Source organism: Syntrophaceae bacterium, from assembly GCA_013177795.1.
Lineage (GTDB): Bacteria > Desulfobacterota > Syntrophia > Syntrophales > UBA2192 > UBA2192.
In genome coordinates this window covers 397,016-419,504 of sequence record JABLXY010000002.1, presented here as the reverse complement: position 1 = coordinate 419,504, position 22,489 = coordinate 397,016, and the positions used below count along the sequence as shown (strand labels likewise).

The window sequence follows — 22,489 nt, the reverse complement described above, 5'->3', positions numbered from 1 at the left end:
TTTTTCAATCGACTGTAGTCATACCACGATTTGCCACCCAAGGTAAGGGCGATCCTGATGCATTGCGGGACCCGCAGCCCGCCGTGGGCAAAGCGCGGGGACTAAAGTTCCGGCTCCTTCTGACGATGGTAATCACGGTCGGTCCGCAAACGACGCACGACCGCAAAGAACCGAAGACGGATATACGCTCTTTACCTTCGGCACTCATACCTGTCTGCCTTTTTCCGCCGGACGAACCGCCGTCCGCGCATTACCCCCGTCTTTGACTCTGCGACGCCCGCCCGGGTGCGACCCGCAACCCGGCCGGCCGCGCGATCGTCTGCGCCCGCAGGCCCGGCCGCCCGACGCAACGAATGGAGGTGCAGGCACACATGAAGCGATTCTCGTTCGGAAAATCCCTAAAGGCAAGGCTTGTGACCGGGGGCATTCTGATGATCGTGATCCCCCTGTCGCTCAGCGGGGCGATCTCCTGGTGGAAGGCCGACCGGGCCCTGACGGAGGCCAGCCAGTCGATGCTGCAGGAGATATCCGAGGGGGCGGGCAACCTGGTGCGTGTCATCGTGGACAAGGAACTCAAGCTGGCCCGTGAACTCGCCGCAAGGCCCGACACGATCCAGGCCGCCGAGAAGCAGAGCGCGTCGTTCAGCGAGGTGCTCAAGCACTTCGCGGCCGTCAGCGGCGACTACCAGGTCGTCTACGGCCTCGACCCCTCGGGCCGCGGTTTTGCCGACTCCCACGGCGGGAAGAACATCGGCATCGACCTCGGGGACCGGGATTACTTCAAGAAGGCCAAGGCCGAGATGAAGCCCGTCGTGGGCGACATGGTCCTGGCGAAGACGACAGGCAAGCCCGTCCTGCCCTTCTGCGTGCCCATCGTGAAGGACGGCAAGTTCCTGGGCGCCATCGCCACGATCATGACGACCGATGCCCTGTCGGCCCGGTTCGCCGAGATCAAGGTCGGCAAGACGGGCTACGCCAGCGTCATCAACCGCGAGGGGATGGTGATGATCCACCCGAAGGCCGAGGCCGTCTTCAAGCTCGACGTGAGCAAGCTCGAGGAGATGAGGGACCTCTGGGCCCTCGTGCAGTCGCAGAAGCCGGGTTTCGCGGGTTACACCTACGGCGGGCGGAAGAAGATCGCCGCCGTCAGCCCCGTCCAGGTCAACGGCTGGGCGGCCCTGTCCGTCATGGACCTCGACGAAGCCGTGAGCGGGGCGCATGAGATCCGCAACGTCCTCGCGCTGACCGGCGCCTTCCTCCTGGTCCTCTCGGTCGGCCTCACCCTGCTGTTCGCCCGGGGGATCGCAGACCCGGTGGCCCGCGCCGCCTCGGAGATCCACGAGGCCGCAGCGCAGGTGTCCTCCGCGGCCTCCCAGGTGGCCTCCTCCAGCCAGCATCTGGCCGAAGGGGCCTCGGAGCAGGCCTCTTCCCTCGAGGAGACCGCAGCGTCGATGGAGGAGATGTCGTCCATGACCAGGCAGAACGCCGACAACTCGCAGAGCGCCGACGCGCTGATGGGCTCCACGAAAGCCGCCGTGGAGAAGGCCGAGGCCTCGATGCGGGAGCTGGTGCGCTCCATGGACGCGATCAGCAAGGCCAGCGAGGAGACGGGCAAGATCATCAAGACGATCGACGAGATCGCCTTCCAGACCAATCTCCTGGCCCTCAACGCCGCCGTCGAGGCCGCGCGGGCCGGCGAGGCCGGGGCGGGATTCGCCGTGGTGGCCAGCGAGGTGCGCAACCTGGCCATGCGGGCCGCCGAGTCGGCCAAGCTGACCGCCACCCTGATCGAGAGCACGGCGAGCCGGGTGAAGGAAGGTTCGGCCCTGGTGTCAAAGACGACCGACGCCTTCGCCGAGCTGAACCGCAACGCGGTGAAGGTCTCCGGGCTGGTCGCGGAAATCGCCGCCGCCTCGCAGGAGCAGGCCCGCGGCATCGACCAGGTGAGCAGCGCGATCACCGAGATGGACAAAGTCGTTCAGCAGACGGCGGCCAACGCCGAGGAGTCCGCCTCCGCCTCGGAGGAGCTCAATGCCCAGGCGGGCCAGATGCAGGCCGTGGCCGAGACCCTGATGCGGATCGTCGCCGGCTCGGTGGCGGGTGATGCGGCGGCGAAGCCCGCCAGCGCCGCCACAAGCCTTGCGGCGAAGATCGCCGGCACAATCGGAATCGGCAAGACGAAAAAGGCCGAAGAGGCCGTTCCGCCGCTGCGCGACGGCGGCTTCAAGGATTTCTAGACCCGACGTCGGGCAACCGCAACGGGAGGGGCATCCCGCGTCGCCCGCGGGATGCCCTCTTCCGTCCGTGTCCCTGCCCTAACGGATCTTCTCGTTGACGTGCTCGAGCTCCGCGATGACCTGGGCCCCCAGCAGGACGATGATGGCCACCGCCTCGACGCTGAGCAGGAATACCACGAGCGAGGCGAAGGAGCCGTAGATCAGGTTCACGAAGGTGTACGTCTTGTAATACCAGATGATCGCCCGCCGGGTGATTTCCCACAGGACTGCGGCGGCCAGCCCCCCGACGAACGCATGCCGGAACGTGATCGACCCGACGGGCAGCACGAGGTACAGGGCCGTGATCAGGAACACCTCCGCGACGAGCCCCAGCAGGTAGACCGCCAGGCCGAACAGCGGGCCGAGGCTGATCGCGCGCCCGAACACGACCAGCCTAGAGCCCTCGAGGGGCTCCAGCATGAAGTTCACGAAAGAGAGGAAGAGGATGCTCACGCCGATCAGCACGATGAAGGCGTAGGGCAGGATGCTCGAGACCAGAAAGTGCCGGCGCCGGCGCCGCACCCGGTGGAAGATCACCGAGATGGCGTTTTCGAGCACCGTGAACGCCACGGAGCTGAAAAACAGCAGGATCGCGAAGCCCACGAGCCCGATGACCCGGCGGTACTGCAGGAACACCTTGACCTGCTGCGCCAGCGAGGCCGCATAGCCGGGCATGAACATCTCGAGGTACGTCGTCACCGTCTCGAGCAGCCGCTCCTGCTCCACGTAGTGCGACAGCACGATGAGGATCAGGATCAGCATGGGGATGATGGACAGGAGGGTGTAGTAGGCGACGGCGCCGGACAGCAGCATGCCCTGGTTGAGCCGGAAGCTGTTCAGGACGCGCATCAGGAAGCCGGCAACCCGGCCGATTGACGCCAGCGCCTTGTAGACCCTGATCATCGCCCGATCCGAAACGGAAGAATAGACCCCGCGGCCGGCCCTGCCGGGTCCGCGCCGGTTCGCAATTGGAATCATAGGGGATCGCGGCAGGAGTGTCAAAGACAAAGGCGGCGGCCGCTCAGTGCAGCGCCAGGGGGAAGTCCATGCCCGAGCCCCAGCTCACGGGGTACTGGGCCTGGCCGCGGTGTTTCTCCGTGAGCTCCGGGAGCCTCTCCTTGACGTAGTGGATGAGCCCCTCGACGGTCACCTTCTTGGCGCCCCCCTTGCCCTGGAGCCCCTCGAGGAGCGTGTAGGTGAACACCCCGTGGCCCAGCGCCTTGATCTCGGCGGCGTACTGCTGGTCCATCGAGGCCGAGACGATGTAGGTGCCCGTCGAGCGGGCGAGCTGCACGAGGGCCTTGCGCGCCTCGGTGCTGCGCATGGCGAGCACGAGTTTGCCCGACTTGCAGGCGTCGATCATCACGAACACCTTCTGGGCCCTGCACTGCTTGATCGACTCGCTGATGAAGGCGTTGGAGATGCCTCCCTTCCGGAGCTCCTGCTCGATCTCGGGCGCCATGACGTCGTGGGGGATGAAGTACCACTCCTCGCCTACCGTGTCGCCGTGCCCGGCCAGGTAGATCAGCAGGGTGTCCTGCGGCTGGGCCTTCCCGCCCACCTCGGCCAGGAGGCCCTTAATCCGCTGTCCCGTCGCCTGCTCGCTCATGGCCGAGTAGACGTGGACGTGCCTGAAGAGCCTCTTGACGCCGGGGGACTGGAAGAAGTCGAGAACCCCCTTCGCGTCGGTCTCGGCGTAGGCCAGGTTCAGCGCCGCGTTGCGGTAGCGGTTGATCCCGACGACGACGAGGTGCAGGTCGCTCTGTTTCTCCGCCCCCCGGAGCGTGACGGTGATCTCCATGGGGCTGCTCTCGACGCGGTCGCGGCTCAGCGCCACGACCTTGAGCCGGTTTTCCCCCTCGACGAGGCTGACCCGGAAGAGATGCTCCTGCGAGCTTCCCTCCCTGGTGACCCTCGCGACCGCTTCGCGGGGCAGGAGCTTGCCGTTCTGGTAGAGCCGGACCTCCGCGATGCCGCCGCCCATGTCCTCGGCGACGACCTTGACCTCCAGCGCTTCGCTGTCGAACTGCCGGCCCGGCAGGGGCGACACGATGGCCGCCTCGGGCGGCGGCCTGATCCCGGCCGTCTCGATGTCCGGGGCGGCCTTCCCGCCCAGGGCGGCCACGACGGCCGTGTCGGTCTCGATGTCGAGGACCACGCGGGACACGACCTCAGGGCGGTAGAACCTCTCGAAGAACCGCGACACGGGATAGAAGCTTGCCTCCCTGTCGGGCCCGTTGTTGACGTGCCAGCCGATGAGCTCGTCGCCGCCCTCGCTGGCGTCGTAGTAGCCCGACGGCGTCCAGAGGACCCAGCGCCTGCGGTCGCTGTGGGGATAGAAGGCCGCAAGCTCCCGGCCGTCCTTCATCCGGTACCACCGGATCGTGCCGTCGCTCATCCCCACGACGGCGATGCGGCCGTCCGCCGAGATATTGACGGCCCGTGCAGCCGCCTGGATGGAACGGTGCCAGATCTCCCGGCCGCCGGCATCGAAGCGGTAGAGGTTGAACCAGGTCCCGTACACGAAGCTGCGGTGGTCGGGCGCGATGGCGTAGCCGGTGCCCTGGTCGCGGGTCCGCACGGGCAGGGGTTTACCGTTGAGCTTCGGCTCGCTCTTCAGCAGCCAGTCCGTCAGCACGATCGCCTTCGACTTCTGGATCGGGTCCATCAGCGTCAGGCCGGGTCCCGGGTTGAGTTCGAGCCGCCGCGATTCGACGGAAAACTTCGCCGGGGCCCCGCCCTCCGCGACGAAGTCGAACTTCACCGTCACGGCGTCGGGCGAGATGGAGAAGGCCTTCGAGCTGAGGTAGTCGAGGCCGGGTGTCTTCGCAAAGATCTCCCGCCCCGTGGCGTCGATGAGGGCGAGGTCGCCGTTGACGCCGCTGACGGCCACGCGGCCGTTTCCCAGGGCCAGGACGTTGCGGATGACCGTCTTGATCGCGGGCAGGTACGACGGCGAGTGGAGATTCCCGACGGGCCAGCGGACGATGACGTTCTTTGCCTTCTGCCCGAAATTGCCCGCCGCATAGAGATACTTCCCGTCCGGGGACCACGCCACGGCCAGCAGCCGCGGCGTGCGGAAGGGGGTCTTTCCCGCCAGGGGCGACTCGTACGGGGTGAGATCGGTCCCCGAATGGATGCCGACCCGGCCCGCCTCGAAGTGCCCCAGGGCGATCCGGGAGCCGTCCGGCGAGAAGGCGACGGACGATGGGCTGTCTTCCTTCGAGACGGCCTGCTTCGCAACCCGATGGAGCGCCCGGTCGTAGAGCCGGATTGCGCCGTCGATGGAGGCGACCACCAGCCGGCCCGACGAGTCGAAGTCCATCCCCCAGATCGTGTCCGCGTAATCTCGATCCTCGCCCGCCTTCGCCGCATCGATCCGGTCACCCGAACGGGTGACGGAGAAGACCCGCAGTCCCTTGCCGGCCCGAAGACCGGCTGCCAGCAAGCGTCCGTCCCGCGAGAACCGAAGCCGGGTGATGGGCTCGGGGAGCCCCCCGATCCGCTTGAGCATGCGGCGGCTCTCGCGGTCGAAGAGATAGATGCTGTAGGACTTCTCCGAGTCCCGCGTCCTGCCCCCGCAGGCGATGGTGCCGCCGTCGGGCGAGACGGCGACGGCGAGGATCGTCCCATCGCCGAACTTTCCGATCGGCGGCCGCAGAATCCCCAATAGCCTCCCTGACGCCGCATCCCAGATCCGCACTGTCTTGTCGATGGAGCCCGTCACCAGCCAGCGGCCCTCTTCGTCCGCCGACAGGTCCCGGATGGAATTGGAATGGAGCCCGGACTCGATCGTCAGGATCGGCTCCGTGGCGAGGGCCGTGCCCGACGCGGCAGGGGTCTGCTCGTCGGGCTGGGCGCAGAGGGCGAAGGGCAACGCCGTCGTGAAAACGGCGGCGAGCAGAAGCGTTGCGATACGGGAGATCCGGCGGGGATGCATGGCACGGTACCCCGTGGTGCGGGGCCTCCACGATCAGGGGCGAATCGGTGCATGCCGAACGGCGGGGACTAGATCTTGTCCCAATCCTCCCACTTGTATCCCTCGAGAACCTCGATCATGGCGTCGACCTTCTTCTTGTCGGCGTCCTTGTACTCCTTCCAGAGGTTCACGCAGGCCTCCGTGATGGGGCCCGCCATACCGGCGACGGCGGCCAGCCCCGGCAGGGCCCTGTGGGACGTGTCCCCCGACTCGATCAGGGCGCGGAACTTCTCGTTCACCGTCACGAGGCGCTTGACGTCCTCGGTGAGCATCTCCCGGAGCTGGGACTCCTTCATGTTGCGGCTGGTGAGGGACGCCTGGAGCTGCTGGATGATGGGGTTGCCGATGGACTTGGCGTCGGTGTAGTAGAGCATGGCCTGGGTGAGCTTCTTGGGCTGCTTCTTGAAGCTCACCTTGGCGATCTTCGCGTAGCCCACGGACTTCTCACGCTCCTCGCTCAGCTTCTTGAGCTCCTTCGTCACATCGCAGAAGACCGGGTCGACACCGCCGGAGCCGAAGAAGAGGATCAGGATGGCCGCAATCAGGACGCCCGTCTTGAGCCGAACCGCTGACTTCATCGAAGCACCCCCTCCACAGGTTGAGAGCAAAAAGGACGAAAAAACCCCGCGCATCCACAAGAGGCGGGGTTTTCACGATCAGTCCATGGCTCTCCTTGCAAAAAGCCAGGGTTTAAGCCGTGACGATACGAAACGCTCTTTTCCTATAACGTTTTCTTAGGTGAAATCCCCAAAAAATTCAAGGGCCTTTTACAAGGCTGCGTGCGTCGTTCTACCGCCTGTCTTTTCCGTTTTTGTCTTTTGCGAAGGCCCGGGCGAAGGGGTTGTTGAAGGGCGCGGGCTCGGGCTTTTTCTTTTCCCGCCCCGGCTTGTCGTGCCGAGGCTTTTCCGGCCTGCGATCCGGGCGAGGGCCCTTTCCCGGCACGGTTGCGGCGGGGGCCGATGTCCTCTCCCCCGTTGCGCCCTTCTGCATGGAAAGCGAGATCCGCCTGCGTTCCAGGTCCACGTCGAGGACGGTCACCTCGACGCGCTGGGCCACCTGCACGACCTGGTGAGGATCCGACACGTAGCGGTCGGCGAGCCGGCTGATGTGGACGAGCCCGTCCTGGTGGACGCCGATGTCGACGAAGGCCCCGAAGGCCGTCACGTTGGTCACGATGCCGGGCAGCCTCATCCCGGGGCGCAGGTCCTCCGGCTTCTCGATGCCCTCGGTGAAGGCGACGGCCTCGAACCGCTCCCGCGGGTCACGGCCGGGCTTGGCGAGCTCGGCCATGATGTCCCTCAGCGTCGGGATGCCCGTCTTGTCGGTCACGTACTTCGTGATGTCGATGGCCCTGCGCTTCGACTCGTCCTTCATGAGATCGACGACGGAGCAGCCGAGATCGCGCGCCATGGCCTCCACGACGGGGTAGCTCTCGGGGTGGACGGCGCTTGCGTCGAGCGGGTTTTTCCCGTCGCGGATGCGCAGGAAGCCCGCCGCCTGCTCGAAGGCCTTGGGGCCGAGGCGGGGGACCTTGCGCAGGGTCTCGCGCGATGCGAAGGGGCCGTGCTCGTTTCGGTACGCCACGATGTTGGCGGCCAGCTGGGGACCGAGGCCCGCAACGTAGGTCAGAAGCTGCGGGCTTGCCGTATTGACCTCGACGCCCACGGCGTTGACGCAGCTCGACACGACGTCGTCGAGGCTCCGCTTGAGGGCGCCCTGGTCGACGTCATGCTGGTACTGCCCCACGCCGATCGCCTTGGGGTCGATCTTGACGAGCTCGGCCAGCGGGTCCATGAGCCTGCGGCCGATGGAGACGGCGCCGCGCACGGTGACATCCTGGTCGGGGAACTCGTCGCGGGCCGCCTGCGAGGCCGAGTAGACCGAGGCGCCGCTCTCGTTGACCAGGATCACCGGGACGCCGGAGAGGCCCAAGCCCCGGACGAAGGCCTCCGTCTCGCGGCCCGCCGTGCCGTTGCCCACGGCGACGGCTTCGATGGAGAAACGTTCGACAAGCCCGCGGATCGTCCCGGCGGCCTTTTCCTTCCCCTCCTCGGAGAAGTGGGGGAAAATCGTGTCGCTGTGCAGGAGCTTGCCCTGCCGGTCGAGGCACACCACCTTGCAGCCCGTGCGGAAACCCGGGTCGATGGCCAGGACGTTCTTCTGCCCCAGCGGGGGCGCCAGCAGCAGCTGCCGCAGGTTGTCGGCGAAAACGCGGATCGCCGCCTCGTCGGCGCGTCTCTTCGTCTCGAGGCGGATCTCCGTTTCCATCGACGCACAAAGCAGGCGCCTGTAGCTGTCACGGACGGCCTCGCGGACCTGCTCCGAGGCGGGCCCTTGTCCCGTGACAAACTGATTCTCGAGAAGCTTCAGGGCCTCTTCCTCGGGTGGGGCAATCGTCAGGGTCAGGACCTTCTCGTTCTCGCCGCGGCGCATGGCGAGCACCCGGTGGGACGGTGCCGTGGCGACGGGTTCCTCCCAGGCGAAGTAGTCGCGGAACTTTGCACCCTCGGCCTCGCGGCCGGCGATGACCTTCGACCTGAAAACCCCCTTCGCGGCGAAGAGGTCCCGCATCCTGGCGCGGGCCTCCGGGTTCTCGTTGACCCACTCGGCAATGATGTCCCGGGCACCAGCAAGGGCGTCGTCTGCGGTTTCCACGCCTTTCTCGGCATCAACGAAGGCGGCCGCCTCGGCGGCGGGGTCCGTTGCATCGCTCTGCGCAAAGAGGATCGCCGCCAGGGGCTCGAGGCCCTTCTCCCTGGCAATCGTGGCGCGGGTGCGGCGCTTGGGCCGGAAGGGCAGGTAGATGTCCTCGAGGGCGGACATCGTCTCGGCGGCGTTCACCCTTTCCCTCAGCTCGTCCGTGAGGAGCTGCCTCTCCTCGAGGGATTTCAGGATGGCCTCACGGCGCTTGTCCAGCTCGGCCAGCTGCTCGAGGCGGTCACGGATGCCCGTGATGGCCACCTCGTCGAGGGAGCCCGTGGCCTCCTTGCGGTAGCGGGCGATGAAGGGCACCGTGCCCCCCTCGCCGAGCAGGCCGGCGACGGCCTTCACCTGGACGGGGGCCAGGCCCAGTTCGTCCGCGATCTTTGCTACGTGGCGGTCCTGCATAACTTTTCTCCTAAAACCAAATCGGCTGAATCAAAGAAAATCGCCCATCGACCGCCTTTTCAAAGGGAGGGAAGAAATGGAACTCCCTCCGTTGAAAAAGGAAGGCTGGGGAGGATTTTTCAATGTCTGCTTCTTCCATCGATGACCGAACGGCGTCGGGGTCGGCTGCGCTGAATGAAACAGGATGCCCGAACAGAAAAACGCCCCGGCCGGAAACCGGAGCGCCGTTGCGTTCAAATGGCGGAAGTGCATGGGAATCGAACCCACCTGGGAGGGTATCAGCCCCCCACACTGGATTTGAAGTCCAGGAGGCCCACCAGTGACCTGCGCACTTCCGAGGGCGTTAAAATAACGGAGGGAATGGAGAATGTCAAGGTTATCGGATATACGGCCGCAGGCCGGCGCCTCACTTCTGCCCGGCCCGCCTCTTGAGCAGCCAGTCGATGACCTCCCCCGACTCGACCTGCTGCGGCGGCTGTCCCGGGGGCTCCTGGACCGCCGCACCCGCCCGGTCCGCGGCAGGGGCGCTTCCCCGTTCCTCTGCCGGGGAGGGAGCCCCGGCAGCCGAACGGCTTGGCCCTTTTGCAGACGCACGCCTAACCCGTTCCGCGGCCGGCTTCGCGGCCGCCTGCCTGGCCGTCCTCCTTTCCCCGCGGACCTCCGCCGTCCGGCCCGGCTCCTCCCCGGAGGACAAGGCAGGCTGCGTCTTGCCTACCGGCGGGCCCGGGATCTGACCCGCAACGGCTGGTGTTGTGGCCTTGTCGGCGGGAGGGGAAGCGACGGGTTTCTTCATCTCCGCGGCCGGGGGGGGCGCGGGCGATCGGCCCTTCAGCACAATCGAGACGACGGCAATCAGGACGATGAGCAGGCCCCCGAGGACCGCATAGGCGACCCAGCTGCGGTTGTGCCGCCGCACCTGCCCGGCGGGGATTCCCGGCTCGTCCTCGTCGTCCGCTTCTTCATCTTTTTTCTCTGGACCGCCCGCTGCGGCCATTTCGAACGATAGATTCCCCGCGGGCGCGGCAATCGCCGCTTTCTCCGCCGGCATCAGCTTCAGGGCCTCCCGCACCGTGTCCTGCGGGACGAGCTGCTCCCCCAGGTAGAAGGCCCGGGACAGGGCGGCCTCGCAGGCCCGGTTGATCAGGCCGGGAATCCCTTTCGAGTACGTGAAGATCTCCTCGACCGCATCGGACGTGAACAGCTCCCGTTCGCACTGGGTCACCCGGAGACGGTGACGGATGTACTGCGCGGTCTCGTCCCGCGTCAGGGCATCGAGCGAGAGCCTCACGCCGGCGCTCTCGAAAAGCCCCCGGTTGGCCTCGTCGTTCAACAGGTCGCGAAAGCGGTTTTCACCGAAAAAGACAAGCTGCAGAAGCGGCGCGCCGTTCTCCGAGAGCCCGGAGATCCGGGACAGCTCGCGCAGCCCGGCACCGTTCATCCTGTGGGCATCGTCCACGATCAGCACCGCGGGCCTCCCCGATGCGCCGGTACGGCGCAGGAACTCCGAGAAGCGGTCGGTGAATGATTCACGCCCTCCCGGATCCGCCCCGATCCCGAAGGCCCGCTCGACGAGCTTCAGGAAATCGATCCCCTTGTACTCCGCAAAGGGGACGACGGCGGCCAGCACCCTGTCGCCGAGTTCATCGACCACGGCCTGGGCCAGCAGGGTCTTCCCCGTCCCGTGGGCGCCCAGCACCACGTGCACCCTCGCCCCGTCGAGAATCCCCCGTACCAGGTCGGACAGGATCTCCCTGCGCCTGCCGCCGAGCCAGAGAAACTTCGGGTCGGTGTCGGCCGCAAAGGGGTTTTCGGTCATCCTGAAGTGGGCCGGGTACATGACGGACCACAGCCTCGCGGGATCGCGCCCGCGGAGGGAGTCTCTCCCCTGTCTGGCCCTGGCTTTCATCTGCTGCGGCACCTGCTACTCCGAGAACATCTTCTTGATCGCATCCAAAACGGGGTTGACGGTGCGGGGCTTCTCGGGCGCCTTGCGCCTGGCCGGCTGAATCACCTTCGTGACGCAGTCGTACTGCTCCCACCCCTTCAGCGGCGCGTTGAGGTCGACGGTCTTCCACTTCGGGTGGCCGTTCGCCCTCAGCCAGTCGAGGTTGTCGTAGACGATCTTGGCGACCTTGCCGACATTGTCGCAGTTGGACCCACGGAAGTCGTAGGAGATGAGGACGGCCTTCACGGCGACGGTGCTGACCGCCTGCGGCTGCCAGGGATAGGTGTTCGCGGGGATCTGCACGGCCGGGTAGAACTCGAGGATGTTCTTGTTCGTGATCGGCACCAGGGAGAGCTTGTCCTCGGCGGTCACGTCCTCCGTGAACAGCTTCACCGGAATGCCCGCCACGTAGAACAGGGCGTCGATGTCCCCCTTTTTCAGCAGGGCCAGGGCGTCCACGGGCCCCACCGCAAGCATGTCGCGCGGCTTCACGCCGGAGGCCTCGAACAGCAGGCGCGAGGTCAGATAGATCCCGCTGCCCTCCTCCCCGATGGCGACGATCTTGCCGCTCAGGTCGTCGAAGTCCTTCACCTCCGCGTTGGCCAGGAGGTGCACCTCTTCATTGTAAAAGGGAAAGACCATCTTGGTCTTCGCCGCGATCCGCTGGAGAACGGGGTCCGTCTGGATCTTGGCCACAAAGGCCAGGACGTCCGACTGCACGATCCCCATCTGTGTGTCGGGGGCCTTGTAGACGGCGAAAACGTTCTGCACAGAGCCTTGAGACTCGTCCACCCTCAGCCGCACCCCCTGCTTCTTGACCAGCTCGGACATGTTGAGCCCGAATTGATAGTAGGTGCCCCTCTTGCTCCCCGTTACGATCCCCATGTCCTGGGCGTACGCGACAGTCGCCGCGAAGGCCAGCGCAACGGCAAGCATCACCCCCCCGAGCATTCTCTTCATACCCTTCTCCTCCATGATGTCAGCCTGGGACCCTTTGACCGGGCCCGGCCGGTTGAACGCTGCTGTTCCCCGGGGCGCGAGCCGATCGCGATCGGCCCCGGACGCAGACTTCGATTCCCCCGGAAAACCGGGTCGACCCCCTGATGCGAAATCCGGACAGGTGATCGAAAAGCCGCCTCCTTCACGGGTTAACGGGGTTTACCGAGGAAAGAGAATGGAACCAAGCCTTCCATCCCTTTCTTACTTGCGGAGAACCTTCCGGGATGTCAAGCGGGAAATTGCCCTGTCACTCCTTCCCCGGCTACTGCACGAGCCGCGGCGGCGTGTAGGCGCCGTAGCACGGGCCCACCGGTCCGCTCTGCGGGATGTACAGGAACGAGGTGAAGTAGCCCTCGACGTAGGGCGAGTTCCCCTTTTTCGAACCCGTAATCCGGAACCCGATGAAGCCGTGGACCGGCACCCTCGCGTGCGTGTCGAAATCGGCATCGAGGACGACGGGCAGCGCCACGTCGATCTCGAGCGGGACTTCGTTGTAGATCGTGTTCTTGGTGCCGGGCTGGATCCAGATCGTGTCCAGGTTCGTCACGGTGTTGGGGTTCCCATTCCGGATCAGATCCCGGATGTAGGTGACATCGTTCGCGTCCACGTCGAAGGAGGTCCACTGCCCCGCGTCGTCTGCGGGATAGTGATAGTCTGAGCCGATTCTTATCGTGGAGGAGCGGCTGCCGAATTCACTCGCCCTGTCGGCCACGGATCTTCTGATCGCAATGGGGAACAGGGCCCCGGGGTAGGCGACACCCGGGCAGGCGGTCACCGCCGTTGCCGTTGCGCTCACGCCGGCGGTGCCGATCCCGAGGGCACGGGCGAAAAAGAGAGGCACGGGACCGCTGTTCTCGGCGCCACTCCGCCGCACCGTGACCTGGACGGCCGGCGCGTCCTGCGGCCCCTGCGCGCTGAGCGGGCTTTTCAGGGTCCCGGACACGAGATTCCAGTACCCCGTCCGCACCTCATAGTCGGTGAGCGTGACGCCGCCGGCCCTGTTGGCAGGGGCCTGCGGGTAATCCGCCGCGGCCTCGGCAGCCCCCCAGTCGGGCGGCACGACCGATATCACGGCTCCCGTGATCGAGCGCGGATACAGACGGCCCGCCCCGGCCAGCGCGGCTGCGTCCGCCGCATTCTGCAGCTCGGTGCGCACCACGTAGAGGTAGCCGACGTCGAGCGCCAGCGCCGCGATTCCCAGGAACACGACCATGAGCAACGCCACCAGAACGGCTGCTGCCCCGGACTGGCGGCTGCGCCCTGACAACAACGATATCCGGCTTTCTGATCTCATCTGCATCGGTGTTTCCTCCGCATCCCGCTTCTTGCCGTACCGACTCCTTTGCGTTTCCCTCTCGTCACTCGCATTTCATGACTGTCCGTGCGTTGATGGTGATCGTTGTCAGGGCCAGGAAATTGTAGTTGTACGACACGTTGACTTCCAGGTCCTGACCGAAAGCGGCGCAGCTCCCGCTCGGCACCGTCGTCACGGGACTCGTCCTGGACCCGAACGTGACGAGATTGTTCGCGGCGTAGGCATTCACCACGCCGGTGATGTCGGCGACGGACATCCTTGGGATTCTCTGCACGATACCCGCGCGGGCCCCCTCACGGCTGGCGTTTGTGATGACCTGCTTGTCGTAGATCAGCAGGCCGAAATCGACGATGCCGAAGAACAAGGCGACAAGGACAGGGAGAATGATCGCGAATTCGACGGCAGAGGCTCCTTTCTGGTTTCTCCGCACGGTCATGGGCTACCTCCCGGATCGATCAGGATTCGGCGGGGTCCGCTTCTGGGCCCGCCGTTGGTCACGATGAACGATTGTCTTGCTTTTCATTGCGCGCATGCTCCGCACAGACAGGTCCCCGACGGGATCCTCCGCGTGTTCGTAAAAGCGCGGGCCCATGCAAAGGCACCGGCTTCACGCCGCCCGGGGCGAATCCCGGGCCGGGGCACCCGTCGAAAAGCAAACCGCAGCCTGTCAGATCGGGGAGACGTCGACAGAGGATAAAGGATCCGGAAGGCGAGGATGCACCAACCCTGCGGATCCGGAGCCGGCAACGGACCCCGGAATGCATGATCTTCCGTCTTGCATTATCCGTCTACGTCTCGCCCCGGGCCGTGGCAGGGGCCCGGGGCCATCCCTCGAAATCAGAGCGCCAGGAAGTAGTTGTTGCAGGCGGCCTCGATGGCCTGGCGGTCGAGCCGCGGCCTCTCCCGGCGATACTGGGCCGCCCAGAGAATCTGCTGGATAATGTCCCTGGGGTAACAGGCCCGCAGGGGCTCCCCTCTCTCCTGTGTGATGATCCGGATCAGCTCGTCGGCCAGGGCCGGCTCGTAATCCAGGTCGTGCTTCAGGCACAGGCGCATGAACACTTCGCGGAACTGGTCGGGCTTCAGGGGGTCGACCTTGATCTTCGTCTGGATGCGCCGCAGGAAGGCCTCGTCCACCAGGCGGGCCGGGTCGAGATTCGTGGCGAAGACGACGAGCATGTCGAAGGGGATCTCGATCTTCTTGCCGCCCGCCAGGGTCAGGAAGTCCACGCGGCGGTCGAGCGGCACGACCCAGCGGTTGAGCAGCTCCTCGGGGCTCACGCGCTGGCGGCCGAAGTCGTCGATGATCAGGATGCCGTTGTTGGCCTTCATCTGCACCGGCCCCGAGTAGAAGCGCGTCGCGGCGTTGAACTGCAAATCGAGCATCTCGATCGTCAGCTCCCCGCCCACCATCATCCGCGGCCTCTGGCACTTCACCCAGCGGCCGTCCTGCTCGGGGTCCGCGTCCAGCTCGATGCGCTGGTGCAGGACGGGGTCATAGACCGTGATGATCTGCCCGTCCACCTCCACGGCGTAGGGCACCCAGACGGGGTCCAGGTCGAAGAGGCGCGTGAGCGACAGGGCGATCGTCGTCTTGCCCGTGCCGGTGGGCCCGTACAGGAAGATGCCCCGGCCCGAGGTCGCGGCGACACCCAGACGGTCGAGCATCTCGTCGTCGAGCACCCATTCCTGGAAGGCATAGCGGACATCCTCCGGCGTGACCCGGATGCGGCGCACGCTCTGCGCCTCGATGCGGTCCGTGTAGTCCTCGAGCGACACGGGTGCGGGGCCCACGTACTGGTTGTGCGCCAGCAGCTCGAGGGCCCTCGTCTTGCCGCCGGACGTGGTTTCGATGCGGTGCGTGCCCCCCGTCATGCCCGTGACCTGGCACAGATGCTCCCTGCGCAGGCGCTGGAAGAGCTCCTCCGCCACCCGGTAGGACAGCCCCATGCTCCGGGCGAGCTCCACGAGGGAGATCTCGCCCACGACGTAGACCGTCTTGAGGGCGAGGTCCTCGAGCAGGTTCTTGCGGACGCCCGTTTCCTCGATGGACCGGGTGATGGCGATTTTCGCGGCTGTCATGGACGGAGCTCCTTTCTCACTGGACCGTCGGGCGGGCCGTGATGGCCGATTCCGCCTTCTTGAGATTCTCCTGGGCCTTGGCGAAGTAGGTCGACCGCAGGCTGATGGCCTTCTCGAAGGCCGCCTTGGCCTTCTCGTACTTCCTGTCCGCCATGTAGAGGCAGCCCATGTTGTTGTGGGCGGCGGCCTCGTCGCCGCCGTGCTTGAAGGCCAGCAGGGCATCGTCGTCGTGGCCCAGCCTGTAGAGCACGAGGGCCAGGTTGTTGTAGGCTCGGCGGTTGTTGACGTCGAGCTGGATCGCCCGCGTGTAGGCCTCGGCGGCACCCTTGAGGTCGCCTTTCAGGTAGCGGGACATGCCGAGGTTGTTGAAGAGCAGGCTCGACTCCGGGTTGAGGCCGATCGCTTTCTCGTACTCCCCGATGGCCCTGTCATGGTCCTTGCGCTGGTCGTGGAGGTAACCCCGGAGGGCATGGACCTGCCAGAGTTTCGGGTCCGAGGCCAGGGCCTGGTCGAAATCCGCCATGGCGGCGTGGAAGTGGTTCTTCGCCATGTGGACGCGCCCCCTGCCCTCGAGGGCCAGGGCGTTTTTCGGGTTGCGGGACAGGATGTCCTCGAACTCCCTGAGGGCCTCGTCGTTCATCCCCTGGCTCAGCAGGAGCATCCCCCTCTTGTACCGGGCGCTCTCGAGCTTCGGGTCCTTCGCGAGGGCCTTGTCGTACTGGACGAACGCCATGGCGCGGTTGCCTTGGCGGACGTAGTTGTCCCCCACCTGCTCCAGCGCCCGCGCATCCATTTCGGGCGGCTCCTTGAGTGGCGCCGCGGCCTCGCTGGCCGCCGCGGCGTTCTTCTGCATCGACATCATCCGCCGGTGCTCGTCCCGCACCGCCGTGTCCTTCGTCTCCGTCGAGGCGCACCCGCCCAGCACGGCGGCGGTGATCAACAACACCAGGATCGGGGCGGCCGGCGCCCGTCGCTTCGCGATCATCACTTTTCCCCCTCTTTGAAGGCGCCCCGTTCAGTCGCCAGGTCCTTGCCGACAAGGACCCTCACCTGGACGTTGTCCCGGTCGAAGCCGCCGACCTTCTTCATGTGCGTGATGCCGGGGATGGCGCTCTTGACCCGCAGGGCCGTGAACTCCGCGTCGCCCCGGTAGTAGACGCTGGCCTTGGCGTACTGGAAATGATCGGCATTGGTCAGGCGGACGACGTTGAAGCCCTGCTTTTTCAGGAACGCCCCGACGTCCCTGGCCATGTGCCGCACGCCGTTGCCGTTCGAGACCTCGACGCCGTCGCGGCCGAGCACTGCCATCTCGCCCTTGCCGTCGAGCACGAGGGTGCTTTCCTCGTTGAGCGATCGCCGCACGTCGGCCAGCAGGGCCGCCACCTCCGTCCCCTTCTGCGCCCCGCGCAGGTCCGGGTCGAGGGCGAGCGCCCGGCTGTAGTGCTCGCGGGCCTCCTCGAAGCGCCCGTTCTTGAGCCGCAGGTTCGCAGCCGTGAACTCGATGAGGGCCTGGTGTTTCGCGTTGCCGGGAATCTCTGCGGGCGTTTCAATCCCAAGGGCGCTCCGGGCGAGGGCCAGGTTGTTCTGGATTCGGCTGATCTTCCCGCCCGAGAGCTCGGCGGCCTTCTCGAAGGCCTCGGCCGCCTCCTCGTAGCGCTCCTGCAGAAGCAGCGAGTAGCCCATGTTGTTGTACAGGTAATCGAGGTCGGGCCGGATCATCAGGGCGGTCTGGAAGTATTCGAGGGCGCGCTCGTGCTCGCCCATCTGGTCGAGCGACACGGCGATGCCGTTGTAGGCCCTGACGTAGCGGGGGTCGATCCGGATGGCCTTGTTGAACTCCTCGATCGCCTCGCGGTGGCGGCCGCGCCCCTGGTAGTAGTCCCCGAGGAGGTAATGCGCGTCGGGGTTGCCCAGGGGCGCCCGGACCGAGCCCATGAAGTGGTCAAGCCCATCCCCCAGGGTGGCGCGGCCGGGCGCCTGGGATTCCCAGGACTTCACGTAACCGGAGAAGTAGTTGATGAGACTGCAGCTGTTGACGGACAGAAACAGCACGGCAAGGGCTGCAATCAGGAGAAAGCGGGAGGTTTTCTTCATGTCCGGCCTCCTAGCGCGTGATGATCGTGTTGTAGATCTGGATGGCCGCCGGCCCGACGATGACCACGAAGATTGCCGGGAAGATGAACATGATCAGCGGGAACATGAGCTTCACGGGCAGCTTCGCGGCCAGTTCCTCGGCCTTGTGGTAGCGCTGGGTCCGCATGGCGTCGGAGTGCACCCGCAGGGCCTGGGCCACACTCGTGCCGAAACGGTCCGTCTGGATGAGCAGCGTGGCGAAGCTGCGGACCTCCTCCACGTCCGTGCGCGCCCCCAGGTTCCGCAGCGCGTCGGCGCGGGCCTTCCCGGCTCTCAGCTCCAGGTTGAGGAGACGGAACTCGTCGCTCAGGACAGGGCTGCTCAGGCGGATCTCCTCGGCCACGCGGTTGATCGCCGCGTCGATCCCCATGCCGGCCTCGACGCAGACGACGAGGAGGTCCAGGGCGTCGGGGAACCCCAGTACGATCTGCTGCTTCCGCCAGCGGATGCGCAGATCGAGGATCACCTCGGGCAGGTAAAAGCCCAGCATGGCAAAGACGATGACAATCAGCAGGACGTGAAGGGGCAGCAGCCTCGTGTCGGCGACCAGGACCCCGAAGAAGACGATGGCCGGCAGCAGGGCAGCGAAAAGAACCCTCGCGCCCCAAAAGATCGCCGGCGCACCGGGGTGGCGGATCCCCGCCGTGAAAAACCTTTTCCGGAGATCGGAAAGGGCGGCCTCCTTTTCCCGGGGTTTGGCCCAGTTGCCGGCGCGGGCGAAGAATCTCAGGAGCGAGTCTTTCAGGGCATGTCCCGTCTTGGGGACCGCTTCGCCCGAAAGCGCGGACCGCACCACACCGCCGGATTTCACCTTCTCGACCACTTCGCGGTGCTCGCGGCGGTATTTCACAAATGTGTACGCGGCCCCGAGAAAGAGCAGGGTCGCGAAGAAAACCAGGGCGGAAATGACGATGGCCATGTCGAACATTTGGTGCCCCCTTTCAGACCTTGATGGAAATCATGCGTTTCATGGCATACATCCCAAAGAGCATCATGGCGAGGGCCGTCCCGGCCATGATCCGCCCGACCGGCTCGCGGAAGAGGATCTCCAGGTAGCCCCGGTTGAGAAAGTAGATGGCCGCCGCCATGAAAAAAGGAAGCAGCGACAGGATGACCGCCGAGATCCGAGCCTCGCCCGTCAGCGCCTTCACCTTCCCCATGAGCTTGAACCGCTCCCGAATGAGGCTGCTGATCTTGTCGAGAATCTCGGCGAGGTTGCCGCCGCTCTGGCGCTGGATGATCACCGAGAGGGCGAAGAACTTCAGGTCGGGGCAGTCCACGCGGCCGGCCATGTTGCGCAGGGCGTCCTCGTAGCTCACGCCGAAATTGATCTCGTCGAGCGTCTTGCGGAACTCGCTCCGCGCAGGCTCGGCAAACTCCATGACCACCATTTGCATCCCCCCCGTGAAGGCATGGCCCGCCCGGAGAGACCGGGCGATCATGTCCAGGGCGTCCGGGAGCTGCTGTTCGAACCGGGCAAGCCGCCGATTCTTCCGGATCGTCAGGTACACCCAGGGAGCAAGAGCCACAAGAGCGGCGAAGGCCATTGCTGCGGGAACACTGCGGCTCAGGAAAAACACCAGGGCACCGGCCGCTGCGGCACCGGCCGCCGTCAGCAGCAGGAAGAACCCCAGGGGCTGCTTTGCGTCGGCCTGCATGACGAGCCGCTCCAGGCGGTTGATCGTCGGTGCCTTGATGTTCAGCAGTCTTTCGTTGAGCCAGGGGATCTCGCTCAGAGTGCGCTTCTTGACGATGTCCACACCGCCCGCCTGCCGCCCACCGGCCGCGAGGACGCTGATTTCCTTCCGCAGGCGGCCCACCTCGGGGCTGAAACGGCCCCTGACGAGGATGAAGATCATCTGCGTCAGGCCCAGGGCGACGATGAAGATCGTGATAAACAGGATCAGGTCCATCTGTGGTCCCCCTCAGATCTCAAAGGACTTGTTGGCATCGAAGATATTGTACGGGATCGGCACGCCGAGGGCCGCGAAGCGCTCCATGAACTTCGGCAGGAATCCCCGCATCACGAACCGCCCCCTCACGCGGCCGGCATCGTCGATCCCGGTCTGCTCGAAGGCGAAGATCTCCTGCATCGTCACCGTGTTGCCCTCCATGCCCGTGATCTCCTGGAAGCTCACCACCTTGCGGCTCCCGTCGACGAGGCGCGAGATGTGGATGATCACGTGGATGGCCGAGCTGATGTAGCGCCTGACCGCCTCGTTGGGGATGTTGAGCCCCGTCATGGCCACGAGCGTCTCGAGGCGCAGCAGGGCGTCCCGGGGGGAGTTGGCGTGGATGGTCGTGAGCGACCCGTCGTGCCCCGTGTTCATGGCCTGGAGCATGTCGAGCACCTCGGGGCCGCGCACCTCGCCCACGACGATGCGGTCGGGCCGCATGCGCAGGCTGTTGCGCACGAGGTCGCGCTGGGTGACCTCGCCCTTGCCCTCGATGTTGGCCGGCCGCGTCTCGAGCCGCACGACGTGCTCCTGCTTCAGCTGCAGCTCCGCCGAGTCCTCGATCGTGACGATGCGCTCGTTGGCCGGGATGAACCGGGAGAGCACGTTGAGCAGCGTCGTCTTGCCGCTGCCCGTCCCCCCGGAGATCACGACGTTGAGCCTCGCGCGCACGATCCCCTTGAAGAGCTCCCCGATCTCGGGGATGAGGGTCTTGAGGGTGAGCAGGTCGTCCATTTCCAGGGGATCGACGGCAAACCGCCGGATGGACAGCGCGGGCCCGTCCACCGAAACGGGCGGGACCACGGCGTTGACGCGGGAGCCATCGGGCAGACGGGCGTCCACCATGGGGGAGGACTCGTCGATCCGGCGCCCCACGGCCGAGACGATGCGGTCGATGATCTTCTTGAGGTGATTGTCGTCCTTGAAGCGCGTCCCCGTGAGCTGGATCTTCCCGTAGCGCTCGACGTAGACGTGGCGGTAGGTGTTCACCAGGATGTCCGAGACCGTCGGGTCGTGCATGAAGGGCTCGATGGGCCCCAGGCCGAGGACTTCGTTGAAGATCTCCTCGTGAAACTGCTCGCGCTCTTCGTAGTTGAGCGGCGTCTTCGACTCCTCGGCGAGGATCCGCTCCGTGAGCCGGCGGATCTCCTGTTTGAGCAGCTGCCGATCCAGAGAGTCGATGAGCGAGAGGTCCAGCATGTCCACGAGGCGGTCGTGGACCTTGCCCTTGAGCTCGTTGTACTCGTCGGTGATCAGGAACACCATCGGTTTTTCTCTGGGGATCGCCATCGTCTTGTCCTTTCCTTTTTCAGTCCCTCTGCTCGGATCCTGAATGCAGAATACCGTCTTTCCTTTTCATCGTTCTGTCATTGCGAGGAAGGCGAGAGCCCGACGCGGCAATCCCGCAAATCGCTCGAGATTGCTTCGCTCCGCCGGCAATGACCGCTATCGATATGCAGCTTCTTCTGTGAATGCCTTACACCTCTCAATACAGCTTCAGCCCCAGGAAGGCGCGCCGTTCCTTTTCCTTCTCCCGGCCGCCCGTGTGACGTCCCGCCAGCGCGGCGGCCATCTCCGCGATGGCCTCGGTGACCTCGGCCCCCGGCTCCACCATGGACAGGGGCTTGCCCTGATTGATGGCGCTCATCGTGGCGTTGAAGTCGTTGGGCACCACCCAGAAGACCTTCTTGCCCGTGCTCTGCTCGGCCTCGCGCAGGGTGATGACGGATCTCTTGTCGAAGCGGTTGATGATCACCTCCACCGAGGGCTCGGGGGGGTAGCCGAGCTCAAGGAAGATTTTCATGAGCTTCTTCACGTTGATGAGGCAGGGCAGGCTCAGCCCGGCGACGAGCAGCACCTTGTCGGCGCTTCGCAGGATCGTTCTGGAGATGTCGTCCATCGCCTGGCCGCCGTCGATGATGACGTAGTCGAACATGGTCCGCATGAGCCTCAGCATGGCCTCGACAACCTGCGGTGTCACCGTGGCCTTGTCGTCTACGCGGTCCGGCGAAGGCAGTACCCGGAGGCCCGATCGGTGACGGTAGAGGATCCCCGTGAGGTACGTGGCGTCGAGGCGCGCGATGTTCTTCGAGATGTCCACCCAGTTGAAGACGTGCTCCAGGCTCAAAAACAGCGGGATCTCGCCGAAGAGGCGGTTCATGTCGATAAGGGCCACCGCCAGCTGCCCGTCGAGCCGCACGAGGCTGTCGGCGAGGTTCACGGCGATCGTCGTCGTCCCCACGCCGCCCTTGACGCCGAGGACGTTGATGATCTGCCCCTTGCGCTGCGGGCCCTTCGGCTGGGCCGGCGCGGGTTCCCCACCGTCGCGGTACTTCAGAAGGGCCTTGCGCAGCTCCACCTCGTTGAGGGGCTGAGGGATGAATTCCTTGACGCCCATGCGCAGGGCCTGGATCAGCACGTCGGGGCTCACGTTCTTTGACGTGAGGAAGAAGTCCGCCGCCTTGCCCGTAGCCCGGGCGCGGGCCAGGGTATCGAAATCCTGGGCCGTGTCCTCGCCGATCTCCATGATGAGAAGATCCGCGGGCATCGTGTCGTGCATGCTCTGGACCAGGAACCCTTCCATGGAGGCGATGATCAGGGCGAGCTGGTCCCTGACCTTATCGTTGCGGATCTCGAGCCTGACGGTTCTCTTTCTGCTAACCATAGCCTGTCACCTCGATCTCTTCACTGATGAAA

At 65.5% G+C, this 22,489-nt stretch carries 16 protein-coding genes and 1 tRNA gene; 1 reads left to right on the top strand and 16 read right to left on the bottom strand.

Going from position 1 to position 22,489, the window contains the following annotated elements:
• Positions 1–431 precede the first annotated feature (431 nt).
• Complete coding sequence (locus HPY67_06925; protein NPV04446.1) at positions 432–2,237, top strand: methyl-accepting chemotaxis protein; 1,806 nt, start codon at positions 432–434, stop codon at positions 2,235–2,237.
• Between the two features lie 78 nt (positions 2,238–2,315).
• Here the strand turns inward: HPY67_06925 and HPY67_06920 are convergent, their stop codons facing one another.
• The 16 genes from HPY67_06920 to HPY67_06845 form a co-directional block, all read right to left on the bottom strand.
• The gene (locus HPY67_06920; protein NPV04445.1) at positions 2,316–3,179 is read right to left on the bottom strand and encodes a YihY/virulence factor BrkB family protein; all 864 of its coding nucleotides are present in this window, start codon (positions 3,177–3,179) and stop codon (positions 2,316–2,318) included.
• A gap of 118 nt (positions 3,180–3,297) precedes the next feature.
• Positions 3,298–6,216, bottom strand: a complete 2,919-nt coding sequence (locus HPY67_06915; GenBank protein ID NPV04444.1) for a hypothetical protein — start codon at positions 6,214–6,216, stop codon at positions 3,298–3,300.
• A gap of 68 nt (positions 6,217–6,284) precedes the next feature.
• Positions 6,285–6,833 carry a hypothetical protein gene (locus HPY67_06910; protein ID NPV04443.1) on the bottom strand — a complete coding sequence of 183 codons (549 nt, stop codon included), beginning with the start codon at positions 6,831–6,833 and terminating at the stop codon, positions 6,285–6,287.
• Positions 6,834–7,044: 211 nt separating this feature from the next.
• Positions 7,045–9,363: an RNA-binding transcriptional accessory protein gene (locus tag HPY67_06905; GenBank protein ID NPV04442.1), complete on the bottom strand. Its 2,319-nt coding sequence runs from the start codon at positions 9,361–9,363 to the stop codon at positions 7,045–7,047.
• Between the two features lie 238 nt (positions 9,364–9,601).
• A tRNA-Sec gene (locus tag HPY67_06900) sits at positions 9,602–9,699 on the bottom strand.
• Between the two features lie 70 nt (positions 9,700–9,769).
• Complete coding sequence (locus HPY67_06895; protein ID NPV04441.1) at positions 9,770–11,269, bottom strand: AAA family ATPase; 1,500 nt, start codon at positions 11,267–11,269, stop codon at positions 9,770–9,772.
• Between the two features lie 15 nt (positions 11,270–11,284).
• Complete coding sequence (locus HPY67_06890) at positions 11,285–12,259, bottom strand: TAXI family TRAP transporter solute-binding subunit (GenBank protein ID NPV04440.1); 975 nt, start codon at positions 12,257–12,259, stop codon at positions 11,285–11,287.
• A 310-nt stretch (positions 12,260–12,569) separates the two neighbouring features.
• Positions 12,570–13,574, bottom strand: a complete 1,005-nt coding sequence (locus HPY67_06885) for a pilus assembly protein TadE (GenBank protein ID NPV04439.1) — start codon at positions 13,572–13,574, stop codon at positions 12,570–12,572.
• 91 nt (positions 13,575–13,665) lie between these two features.
• Positions 13,666–14,058 carry a pilus assembly protein gene (locus HPY67_06880; protein NPV04438.1) on the bottom strand — a complete coding sequence of 131 codons (393 nt, stop codon included), beginning with the start codon at positions 14,056–14,058 and terminating at the stop codon, positions 13,666–13,668.
• Positions 14,059–14,459: 401 nt separating this feature from the next.
• Positions 14,460–15,704, bottom strand: a complete 1,245-nt coding sequence (locus tag HPY67_06875) for an AAA family ATPase (GenBank protein ID NPV04437.1) — start codon at positions 15,702–15,704, stop codon at positions 14,460–14,462.
• A gap of 16 nt (positions 15,705–15,720) precedes the next feature.
• Positions 15,721–16,689 carry a tetratricopeptide repeat protein gene (locus HPY67_06870; protein NPV04436.1) on the bottom strand — a complete coding sequence of 323 codons (969 nt, stop codon included), beginning with the start codon at positions 16,687–16,689 and terminating at the stop codon, positions 15,721–15,723.
• Positions 16,689–17,798, bottom strand: a complete 1,110-nt coding sequence (locus HPY67_06865; protein NPV04435.1) for a tetratricopeptide repeat protein — start codon at positions 17,796–17,798, stop codon at positions 16,689–16,691. Before HPY67_06865 ends, HPY67_06870 begins: the two co-directional genes overlap by 1 nt.
• A gap of 10 nt (positions 17,799–17,808) precedes the next feature.
• On the bottom strand, positions 17,809–18,765 hold the full coding sequence (locus tag HPY67_06860; GenBank protein NPV04434.1) for a type II secretion system F family protein: 957 nt from the start codon (positions 18,763–18,765) through the stop codon (positions 17,809–17,811).
• Positions 18,766–18,778: 13 nt separating this feature from the next.
• Complete coding sequence (locus HPY67_06855) at positions 18,779–19,750, bottom strand: type II secretion system F family protein (protein NPV04433.1); 972 nt, start codon at positions 19,748–19,750, stop codon at positions 18,779–18,781.
• 12 nt (positions 19,751–19,762) lie between these two features.
• A complete protein-coding gene (locus HPY67_06850) occupies positions 19,763–21,082 on the bottom strand; it encodes a CpaF family protein (protein NPV04432.1) in 1,320 nt (439 codons plus the stop codon).
• A gap of 196 nt (positions 21,083–21,278) precedes the next feature.
• Positions 21,279–22,457 carry an AAA family ATPase gene (locus HPY67_06845; protein NPV04431.1) on the bottom strand — a complete coding sequence of 393 codons (1,179 nt, stop codon included), beginning with the start codon at positions 22,455–22,457 and terminating at the stop codon, positions 21,279–21,281.
• Positions 22,458–22,489: the final 32 nt, after the last annotated feature.

What these genes read in the sequence shown, in the direction of transcription:
- HPY67_06880 (NPV04438.1), bottom strand. Translation starts at nt 14,058, where the DNA reads ATGACCGTGCGGAGAAACCAGAAAGGAGCCTCTGCCGTCGAATTCGCG.
- HPY67_06895 (NPV04441.1), bottom strand. Translation starts at nt 11,269, where the DNA reads ATGAAAGCCAGGGCCAGACAGGGGAGAGACTCCCTCCGCGGGCGCGAT.
- HPY67_06905 (NPV04442.1), bottom strand. Translation starts at nt 9,363, where the DNA reads ATGCAGGACCGCCACGTAGCAAAGATCGCGGACGAACTGGGCCTGGCC.
- HPY67_06890 (NPV04440.1), bottom strand. Translation starts at nt 12,259, where the DNA reads ATGCTCGGGGGGGTGATGCTTGCCGTTGCGCTGGCCTTCGCGGCGACT.
- HPY67_06875 (NPV04437.1), bottom strand. Translation starts at nt 15,704, where the DNA reads ATGACAGCCGCGAAAATCGCCATCACCCGGTCCATCGAGGAAACGGGC.
- HPY67_06865 (NPV04435.1), bottom strand. Translation starts at nt 17,798, where the DNA reads ATGAAGAAAACCTCCCGCTTTCTCCTGATTGCAGCCCTTGCCGTGCTG.
- HPY67_06870 (NPV04436.1), bottom strand. Translation starts at nt 16,689, where the DNA reads ATGATCGCGAAGCGACGGGCGCCGGCCGCCCCGATCCTGGTGTTGTTG.
- HPY67_06910 (NPV04443.1), bottom strand. Translation starts at nt 6,833, where the DNA reads ATGAAGTCAGCGGTTCGGCTCAAGACGGGCGTCCTGATTGCGGCCATC.
- HPY67_06925 (NPV04446.1), top strand. Translation starts at nt 432, where the DNA reads ATGATCGTGATCCCCCTGTCGCTCAGCGGGGCGATCTCCTGGTGGAAG.
- HPY67_06920 (NPV04445.1), bottom strand. Translation starts at nt 3,179, where the DNA reads ATGATCAGGGTCTACAAGGCGCTGGCGTCAATCGGCCGGGTTGCCGGC.
- HPY67_06915 (NPV04444.1), bottom strand. Translation starts at nt 6,216, where the DNA reads ATGCATCCCCGCCGGATCTCCCGTATCGCAACGCTTCTGCTCGCCGCC.
- HPY67_06860 (NPV04434.1), bottom strand. Translation starts at nt 18,765, where the DNA reads ATGTTCGACATGGCCATCGTCATTTCCGCCCTGGTTTTCTTCGCGACC.
- HPY67_06850 (NPV04432.1), bottom strand. Translation starts at nt 21,082, where the DNA reads ATGGCGATCCCCAGAGAAAAACCGATGGTGTTCCTGATCACCGACGAG.
- HPY67_06845 (NPV04431.1), bottom strand. Translation starts at nt 22,457, where the DNA reads ATGGTTAGCAGAAAGAGAACCGTCAGGCTCGAGATCCGCAACGATAAG.
- HPY67_06855 (NPV04433.1), bottom strand. Translation starts at nt 19,750, where the DNA reads ATGGACCTGATCCTGTTTATCACGATCTTCATCGTCGCCCTGGGCCTG.